The sequence below is a fragment of the Sphingobium sp. LMC3-1-1.1 genome (assembly GCF_040676285.1).
Taxonomy (GTDB): domain Bacteria; phylum Pseudomonadota; class Alphaproteobacteria; order Sphingomonadales; family Sphingomonadaceae; genus Sphingobium.
The window spans coordinates 1-7,845 of the sequence record NZ_JBEGHQ010000017.1 but is presented as its reverse complement, the minus strand read 5'-3'; the positions used below and the strand labels follow the sequence as shown (position 1 = coordinate 7,845).

General features: G+C 58.3%; 7 protein-coding genes. All 7 read right to left on the bottom strand.

Features of this window, described 5'->3' with window-relative positions; genetic code table 11:
* Nucleotides 1-127: NAD(P)-binding domain-containing protein (locus MRBLMC3_RS13385; protein WP_363828282.1), on the bottom strand; the 127-nt coding region annotated here is incomplete at its 3' end.
* Between the two features lie 250 nt (nucleotides 128-377).
* A complete protein-coding gene (locus MRBLMC3_RS13380) occupies nucleotides 378-1,157 on the bottom strand; it encodes a cyclase family protein (protein ID WP_133655153.1) in 780 nt (259 codons plus the stop codon).
* 61 nt (nucleotides 1,158-1,218) lie between these two features.
* Complete coding sequence (locus MRBLMC3_RS13375) at nucleotides 1,219-2,718, bottom strand: purine-cytosine permease family protein (protein WP_363829557.1); 1,500 nt, start codon at nucleotides 2,716-2,718, stop codon at nucleotides 1,219-1,221.
* Nucleotides 2,719-2,829: 111 nt separating this feature from the next.
* Nucleotides 2,830-4,011 carry a cytochrome P450 gene (locus MRBLMC3_RS13370; protein ID WP_363736929.1) on the bottom strand — a complete coding sequence of 394 codons (1,182 nt, stop codon included), beginning with the start codon at nucleotides 4,009-4,011 and terminating at the stop codon, nucleotides 2,830-2,832.
* Between the two features lie 66 nt (nucleotides 4,012-4,077).
* On the bottom strand, nucleotides 4,078-4,458 hold the full coding sequence (locus MRBLMC3_RS13365) for a DoxX family protein (RefSeq protein WP_166666496.1): 381 nt from the start codon (nucleotides 4,456-4,458) through the stop codon (nucleotides 4,078-4,080).
* Nucleotides 4,459-4,628: 170 nt separating this feature from the next.
* Nucleotides 4,629-5,021: a RidA family protein gene (locus MRBLMC3_RS13360; RefSeq protein ID WP_133655157.1), complete on the bottom strand. Its 393-nt coding sequence runs from the start codon at nucleotides 5,019-5,021 to the stop codon at nucleotides 4,629-4,631.
* Nucleotides 5,022-5,512: 491 nt separating this feature from the next.
* On the bottom strand, nucleotides 5,513-7,845 hold a 2,333-nt coding region (locus MRBLMC3_RS13355; RefSeq protein ID WP_363829555.1), incomplete at its 5' end, for a TonB-dependent receptor.

Below are 7,845 nucleotides of genomic sequence, written 5' to 3'. Positions count from 1 at the left end.
CCAGGTCAAGCAGTTCGCGCAGCCGATCCGGCGTGCGGTTCCACACCACAAGGTCATGGCCCGCATCCAGCAGCCGCCGGGCCATCGCCTGCCCCATGCGTCCAAGACCTATGAAAACTACCTTCATTACAAAACTCCGTGTCCACCGCGCCCGTCCATCAATGCGAGCCGTAATAACCGACAACCGCCGTCATGCGATGACCAAGCTCGTCGACCAGTCCTTGCGCATGATGTCCATGACAGTAGGCCGGAGGGCGCACGAATTCTGATCAATGCACCATCATATCAGGCGATGCACCAAGGCTGTCTCATGCAAACCTGGCATAGATCCAGCCGGCAGCCGCCAGAACTGCCGGCGGCCGCTTGCATGGTGCGGCTTAACGCTCGACCAACGCCAATACGCGCAAAGGACTGCCCGAACCGTCCTTGATCTTGAGCGGCGGCGTGATCAGCATTGAGCCAGTGGGAGGCAGGAGATGCAGGTTTGCAAGGCTCGACAGGCCAAATTTATTGCTTCCATGCATGTAGTGATGGCAAGGATTCGGCTGGGAAAAGGTGGCGCCCTGACCAGCATCCGTTCCAACAGGTTCGGTACCGATGCCGATAACATCGCGCTCATGCGCCAGGAATTTTGCAACATCGGGGTGGTTGCCCGGCCAGTGACCGCCATCCTCGCGCATATTGAGAAACCGATCGGTATAATTGCGGGATGACCATCCCGTACGGATGAGGGCCCAAGAACCGGCGGGAATACGGCCATGTTCGGCTTCCCATTTCTCAATGTCGTCCATGGTGGTTACAAATTCTTCGTCCTCCCCCGCGCGCTCGGAAACGTCGATCACGCAGGCGGGAGCCATGAACTTCCTGACCGGAATCGTGTCGGTCGCGCCATCTTCGTAATGCCGGCCAGAAATCCAGTGCACCGGCGCGTCGAAGTGCGTCCCGGTATGTTCACCACAGTGAATATTGTTCCAGTACCAGTCCGGCCCGCGCTCATCGAAGCGGGAGATTTCCTCCAGTCGGAAAACCTGAATTTGCTGGGCGAACTGGTCAGGCAGTTTGAAGATCGGTGTGCGCTCCTCCAGCGTATGGGTGAGGTCGATGATCTCCACCGACCCGCTTGAGAGAGCCGTAGCCAATTGGTTCAGTAATGACATGGATATTCTCCCTTGATATTCGGTCGATCTGTACAGCTTTTCTCAATCAGCTTCGAGGTCGTCAGGAGACCTGGCTTGGAGACGCTGCGGGGGCGCCGTCCAAAATAGTAACCGGATCATCAATGGCCTCGGGAAGGTGGCCAGACCCCCTCCCCGTCGGCTTCAGGACGGTTGTGCGCAACAGCGGATAGAGCAGGATCGAGATGATGAGGGTCGTTATCGCCTGGATCGGCAAGATGCTCGCGAGGACATAGTGGGCCATGAAGGCGGAGACGAGCAATGTCACGACCCCTGCCCAATTCACATTCTCCGGCTCTTCCTGAACAGCCTTCGGCTCTCTTCCGAGCAATGTTTTCACAATATAATAGTCAGCAACGACAATTCCGGCAAATGCCGTCACCAGCACTCCCAATATCGTCACCCAGGAATCAATCAGTTCGAGAATGCTTCCATAAAGCATCAGGAGCCCAATGACGTTTGCAAGGACGACAAAGGTCAACCGCCCCATTCGCAAATTAAGTGCATCGAACAGGTTGGAAAGGGAAAGCGAAGCCGCGTAGTTGTTCAAAACCTGCGTCTTGCCTTGCGCGAGAACCAGGAGCCACGCCCCCATCGCCCCTCCCAGCACCACGAAGGCCGCTACAATGCTGTCCGGGCTTTCGAGCGATGCTCTCTGCGCTGCCTCATGGGTCATTCCGGCGGTCTGCGTGTAGAAATCAACAAGTGCAGGGCCGCCAGCATACATGATGATGCCGCCAAGCCAGAGCATCAGGATATCCAATGACAGGAGACCAATCAGCGTTGAAATCCCGACATCCTTCGATCGGCGGGCATATCTGCCGATGTCCGCGCCGAACATCGCCATCCCTCCCGCTGATCCGATCAGGACATTTATCGCAAAGATGAACCTGCCCGCGGGACTATCGGCGCCCATGCCCTTGAGAACATCGTGGGAGAACTGGGGACCGAACGAAACAAGGCTTTCGACCGACCGGTCGCCGTTGGAGACCACGAGGTAAGTGATATAAGCCAGCACCACCAGTGATAAAGTGAGGGTTATGGACGATGCGCGGGCGATCAGCTTGAACCCGTAGGATGTCAGGACAATCCAGAGAACCGTCATCAACCCATAGATCAGGATCTTCGTGGTCAACGTATCGGAAAGCTTGAAGTAGAATAAAAATCCTCGATACAGCAGTGCATTCTCAAGAGCGAGAAAGCCGATGATCATGAACGAATATATGATCGAGGATATTATCGACCCTTTCTTGCCGAACCCGAAATATCGCGACATGACCGTGCTGGAGAGGCCAGTACGATAGGCGACATGGGAACTCGCCCAGCTCAGGGGCCAGCAAATCAGCATCACGATCAGGCCCGCGACAAGTGCGGCCTGGAACCCCGCGACAAATGTCACCAGCGCGCCAAAGAACAACTGCACCAGCGAAACCACCACGCCCGCCGTATTCCACGTCAATGCCAGCCATCCCTGACGCTGATCGTCGGGCACCCGTTCCAGGGCATGGTCCTCGATGGTTTCGGAGAGACTGTTGTCACTCATGGCCGCATTCCTTCGGGCAGGGTTGCTCTTTCATATCGCATATCTCTTAGCGGACGAAACCACAGGCTATTGGTCATCCTGATCACGAGACATGGCCAGCCGGCTTCCCCTTCACTGCGCGGCATGCGCGGTCAGCTTGAGCGATTTGTAACCGCGCAGGACATTGTTCGAGATGCGCTCCGCCTCGTGCAGGTCGAACCGTTCGACCCGGCGGATCAGGGCAGAGAGCAGCGCCGAGATTTCCATCCGGGCGAGATTGGCACCCATGCACATGTGGATGCCGTGGCCAAAGCCCAGCTGCTCGTTCGCGCGACGCGTGATATCGAACCGCTCGGGGTCTTCCCAACGCCGTTCGTCGCGATTGCCCGACGCATACATCACCAGGACTCGCGCACCCTTGTGAAGGCGCTGGTCTTCCACCGAAAAATCATCCGTCAATACGCGGGAAAAGCCCTGTATCGGACTTTCGACCCGGATCGCTTCATTGACCGCATTGGGGATCAGCGTCGGGTTCGCGCGCAGTTTGTCCCATTGATCGGGGTTCTGGGCAAACAGGGCGATCGCACTGCCCGTGGCAAGGATGGTGGTATCCAGGCTCGGCCCCAGATAGTCGCCCATCACCGGCCCGACCTGCTCGGGCCTGAGTTCGCCGGCCTCGACCGCTTCGTAGAGTTTGGCGACCCAACTGCCCGGCTTCACCCGATCGGCGGTGCAACCGCGGGCATAGGTCACCATTTCGTCCACTATCGGGAGCGCGGTTTCCGTCAGTTCCAGACCCCGTGGTCCCAAGGAGTTGAACACCGCGCCGGCCCATATGAGCATCCGTTCACGCCCTTCCTCGGGCAGGCCGACGAGTTCGGAGACCACCGTGACCGGAAGATATGGCGCAAGTTCGCTCGCGGCATCGAAATCGCCCTTGGCCACCAGGCGCTCGACCAGATTTTCGGCGAGATCGTAAAGTCCCTGACGCAACTCGGTCAATCGGGCGGGGGTAAGCGGCCGGCTGACGATCGAGCGCAAGGTGCTGTGGTAAGGCGCATCCGTATGAAGCGTGCTGCCCGCAATCGCCTTGTTCATCAGGTCGTTCATCGCGACGCCGTCCCCGGACGCGAACAAGGTGTTGTTCTTCAGCGCCCCCTGCACATCCGCAAACCGCGCCATGAGATAGAGGTCGTATTTGGGAAGGCGCACGATCGGGGCCGTGTCCCGGAAAATACGATAATTCTCGTATGGATTGGCAAGCGCCTCCGCCGAGTAGATATCGATGTCCACGTCAGGAATATTGAATGCCATGTCGTTACTCCGGGAATTACTTAGGGGTGTCAACGATCTGCCCGGCTCGGCGATCGCCTCCACGCCTTATGCCGGGCTGTGAAGCGCGACGATGATGCAGCACAAGCCCCAGAACATGTGGAACTCGCAGCCGCCCAGGTTCCAGAACCAGCGCCCCTTGGAGACTTTGAACGCCGCCAGCCCCGCGCAGATCATGAAGATTCCGCCCAGCCACGCCGCGTAGAATACATAGATCCCCAGCACCATGCCGAGCAGCGCGAGCGTCTGAACGACCAGCGCAGTCCGCACAAAGATCCATGCAGGCTTGAGCCCGGCGGTCTCAAAAAATGCGAAGACGGCGTCCTTGACGGTAAACTGCCCAATAATATGCGGAATGAAGAGGAGGCCGCATATAATGCGAAGCTGAACTATGGCGTCAGTGAGATCCGGAAAAACGATGGCGTTCACGATACCCTCCCAGGCATGACATCAAAAGCAGGATCAAAATAACAATGTTCTCGATCTCCAGAAGCTCTCCGGCGCACAGCCTCAACTTGGCAACATCAAGGCTTCACCTGCTTCCGATGCCTGCATTGCCCCCGACCGGCATGTTTGCGGCCAGGGGCAATGCAAAGCGATCAATCGACCTTCGCCGCGATGGCTTCCATCTCTACGACCCAGTTGGGATTGGCGAGCGCCGACACCACAACCCAGGTCGAGGTCGGCAGGTAACCTTCAGGCAGATACTTCTTCCGGTGCGGGCCGACAAAGCGGATGGCGCTTGCATCGGTCGAATAGACGTTGAGGTGAACCAGGTTTTCCGGACCCATGTTCGCTTCGGCGAGAATGGCCAGAACGTTCTTCCAGATTTCCTCGTGCTGCGCCTCGAAGCCCTCAGCCAGCGTTCCATCGGGCCGGATGCCGGCCTGTCCAGCAATCGACAGGATGCGCGCTCCGGCCGGAATCTCGACCGAATGGCTGTATGGCCCCACCGGGTTGGCGATCGACTGGGGATTTCTAACTACAAACATGATATCCGTCCTTTGCAAAATGAAGGGTTTGGGATTGAAGATCGGGTTTAGTTGCCGTGCGGTCGTCCTCTAGCCACCTGACAATGGGACCAGGTGAATTGCCCTCTCCCCGCAACGGCCCCCAACGATCTCTGGAATAGCAATCAATATGTTGATCAGCGAGCGGCTGATCAACGGGTTTCCAGGGCGGGAAACCATCGCCGTTCAAGGAATCGCGGTAACTAAAAGATCTAAAGCGGCGATCTGACTCAGTCGGATCAAAAGCAGCTTCAGGTGCCAAGGGCGCGATGATCCAGCGGCCCAGACCGAGGAACCCGAACCCCCTACCCTTCCATTCGGAGGCAGGATCAGAGCTGTCAGTCGGGGAGTGCACCATGGCATATCCTTGCTAATCCCGGCACATCATCATGTCCCGACCGGTCCGGTAACCGGCCGGGACATTCGCCGAAGTCAACTACACACTAAGGCGAGACCCCATATGCATGAGGTAATCAAAAATTGTACCGCGCACCGAGCTGGAAGAAGCGGGGCGGCTTGTAGGAGACCGCGTTGCAACCGCACAGGGTCGCCAGGTCGAAGCCCACGACCCCAGGGTTCACGTTGGTCAGGTTCTTGACACGGAAGTTCAGCTCCCAGTTGTCGTTCGACCAGCCGATCCCGGCATTGACCATCACCGCCCTGCCGAACTTGTCTCCGTCGAAATTGCGGAGGTTGTAGTAGAATGGGTCGGTATAGCTCGCGTCACTCTGGACCGACAGCTTGCCGCCGAAAGCCTGCCATTCATATCGTACAAAGGCATTGCCCTGCAGTGGCGGCGCATAGACCGGCTTGACATCGCGCACGATCGGACCTCCTGCCCGAAGCGGCACATCCTTCACCTTCGCATCGAAATAGGAAACGGAAAGACCGACATCGAGGCCCCTGACAGGCGATGTAGCGAGGCTGGCCTCGCCACCGTAGGTTCTGTCATCGGCATTGATGACGACGCCACCGACGCCCGCGAAGAGGAATGCCTGATAGTCCTTGTAATCATAATAGTACACGGATGCATTGAAACGCGTTACCTGATCGGGGAACGTATATTTGAAGCCGCCCTCGTAATTGGTAAGAATTTCCGGCTTATAGGGGATGAGGCTTAGAGGCACCGGATAGGCACCGCCTGGATTGGTGGCGTTGTAGCTGCCCGCCTTCACACCACGATTGACGCCTGCATAGATGAGCAGGTCCGGATTGACCTGGAAATCGAGCTGGACCTTGCCGGCCCACAGTGTCTTGCCGGACTTGTCGGCGTAAGGCATCGGTCCATTCGGGCCAAATACTGGGCCGATGACGATCGGCGTCCCGCTCTGAGGCTGCAGCGCGGTCTGGACGGGCCAGATACCATGGAAGAAGTCGTATTTCTTCTGCTCGCGGATGATCCGCGCGCCCGTGATCAAGGTCAGCCGCGGGGCGATGTGCCAATCCAACTGTCCGAAGGCCGAGTAGGAATTGGTTATCAGGTTCGCGTCGACACCAACATCGAAAGGTGCCGGCGTCGACGCAACACCGCCGGGCGGGAACCTCAGCGCCGAGTTCGAACGGCTCGTGATGTGAAGATAGTAAAGACCGCCTGTCCAGTCGACAAGGTCGCTCTTTCCTGTCAGCCGGACTTCCTGGCTGAACGTGTAAGCGCTAACGCCATTATAACCGCCAACCAGGTTAGTCGGGCTGCCTTCGATATCCAACAAGCTGAACTTGAAGAAGTGCTTGTAGTCAGTCACCGACGCCAACGTGACGCCGTCGCTCAAGTCGAACTCGCCGTTGAGGTTGACGCCCCAGGTCCGGATGTGATTTCCCTTACGGAATGAAAAGTCTTGCGAGGTGAGTGGCCCTGAGCCGTCCGGATCCTTGTAGCCGAAGAAATCTCCGCCAGCGGCCGCCCGACCGAAACTGTCGCCAAAGACGCCGTCGTTGTTGAGGTCCGATCCATAATCCTGACCGTTCGCGCCAATCGAGGCGCGAGTCTCTGTGGGCGAAGCGTCGATCGTGTTGATCTGCTCTCCACCAGCGTTGAAAACTCCAATCGTAGGCTTTGATTGATAAGGGGACGTCGCCTGAATGGTCCTTGCCCCATTCACCGAGAGTAGCACCCGTACCCCGTCATTGGGCTCGAACAAGGTGGTCATACGCCCGGCCAGCGTGTTGTCGTCGCCCAGATTGGCGCCCGCGCCGGGGCCCGGCGACCCGCCGACGGCGTCGAGCGGATAACGGTTGCGCACATATCCTTGCGCCTTGTTCCACATGACAGCGAAGCGCGTCGCCAACGTGCTGCTGATAGGCACGTTGATCGCCGCTTCACCATGGAATGCGCCGGGCGATCCCGGAGAATCATACATCCCGTAATTGACGTCGACAAAGCCTTCGAACTTGTCCAGATTGGGCTTGCGCGAGATGTAGCGGACAAGCCCGCCGGTTGCGTTGCGGCCGAACAGCGTACCCTGCGGCCCCTTCAGCACTTCGACGCGGTCGATGTCGAACAGGGCGAAAGTCTGGCCCTGGCCGATCGCGATGTAACCATCGTCGAGATAAACCGCGTTCGGCGCTTCGGTGATGTCGCTGAAGTCATTCTGGGTGACGCCGCGGATCGTGTACTGGCTGTTCTGGCCGCCAAGCGCGCCGCCGATGTGCACGCCGGGCGTAATCGCTGCGATCTGGGGAGAATCAGTCACATTGAGGGCGCGCAACTGGTCGCCGGAAAAGGCGGTGATGGCGATGCCCACCTTCTGGATGCTCTGCTCGCGACGCTGCGCCGTTACGATGATCTCGCCCGACAAGGCCGAGCCGC

Bases quoted from the DNA above. Each gene is read 5' to 3' on its own strand.
- MRBLMC3_RS13360 (WP_133655157.1), bottom strand. From the start codon at position 5,021: ATGTTTGTAGTTAGAAATCCCCAGTCGATCGCCAACCCGGTGGGGCCA.
- MRBLMC3_RS13375 (WP_363829557.1), bottom strand. From the start codon at position 2,718: ATGAGTGACAACAGTCTCTCCGAAACCATCGAGGACCATGCCCTGGAA.
- MRBLMC3_RS13380 (WP_133655153.1), bottom strand. From the start codon at position 1,157: ATGTCATTACTGAACCAATTGGCTACGGCTCTCTCAAGCGGGTCGGTG.
- MRBLMC3_RS13370 (WP_363736929.1), bottom strand. From the start codon at position 4,011: ATGGCATTCAATATTCCTGACGTGGACATCGATATCTACTCGGCGGAG.